The sequence below is a fragment of the Microcoleus sp. A2-C3 genome (genome assembly GCF_036706065.1).
Classification (GTDB): domain Bacteria; phylum Cyanobacteriota; class Cyanobacteriia; order Cyanobacteriales; family Microcoleaceae; genus Microcoleus.
Genome location: NZ_JAUBVX010000134.1, coordinates 1 through 1,141, shown reverse-complemented (window position 1 = coordinate 1,141; position 1,141 = coordinate 1). Strand labels below are relative to the sequence as shown.

At 39.6% G+C, this 1,141-nt stretch carries 1 protein-coding gene; it reads right to left on the bottom strand.

All coding sequences use genetic code 11. The features are described 5' to 3' along the window. The coding region (locus QUB66_RS29680; protein WP_442923484.1) for an ISAzo13 family transposase at nt 1-1,141 on the bottom strand (1,141 nt) is incomplete at both ends.

Sequence of the window (1,141 nt, the reverse complement as noted above, 5' to 3'; positions counted from 1 at the left end):
ATGTGGGTTTAGCGAAAATTTCCACGAACCATTTTTGAAGATTGGGGAGGCGATTAATCTGGGTTTCAATTTCTGCCCTAGCTAATTTATTGAGTGTAACTCCTGTGGAGTAAATTGTTTCTACCAATGTCACTACTGGATTTTTATCCTTAAATGTGAGAGTTTTTGCAAAATTTACTACAGTCTCAACAGTATCAAGTAAACTACCATTCCAATGCTTTTCTAGCCAACCAAAACAACGTTCTATCGGGTTATATTTGCTATGATAGGGCGGGTAATAAGCCAGTTGTAACGTCAGTTGAGATGATGTAGCAAAATCTAGAATCCGTTTCATAAACTGAGTGCGACGAGAATTATTTTCTGGTCCATTATCCTGATTTATGACCAATCTTTGAATATGAGTAAAACGATGCTTGACAGTCTGCCACCAACTTTCAAGTAGATCAACAATACAATCAGCCGTTAATTTAGAGGTAACGAAAATCAAAAATAACTCGTTGTACTCAGGCAGAAAGATGCCATAGGGAATCACGGTTGATTCGGTCGCAAAATCGTGATCGAGTGCAAGAGTTGGTATCCGACTTTTACCACCTCGATCAAATTCTCCAACTTTGACTGCTGCCTTGGCATCAATGGAGATTCGGAGAGTATTAGGGTCACGATCAGCTTCTGTATTAATTTGTGTTACCTGTTTAAAAATGGCTTCAGTTTCTGGAATCTTCTTGATGGGTTTAGTTTTAAGAACTCGTTTTAAGCTATAACCCAAGTCATTCAATTTTCGTCGAATTGTTTCAACGGTCGGTAGTTCTTCATCACTATAACCAAATTGTTCTATTAGTTGACGACGGACTTCACTGGCGGTAATTCGTGTATATAATCGTGTACTCTTAAAGCTAGGGTCAGTTTGACTTTCTGGGTCTGCTAACAATTTAAGATCATTCAATAAGTTGGGTAATTGTGTTTCAACCCGTTTACGCCCACTACGATGGAAACCATCAATAATTGGCTGACCACTTTTCAACTCTTGCATTCCTTTACGGATGGTGCGCCTATTCCATCCCAATTCCCGTTCTGCCAAGGTCTGTCCACCTATTCCCAAACCTTTGACTACGAATGCCATGAATTGTCGTCTGTCTGTCCC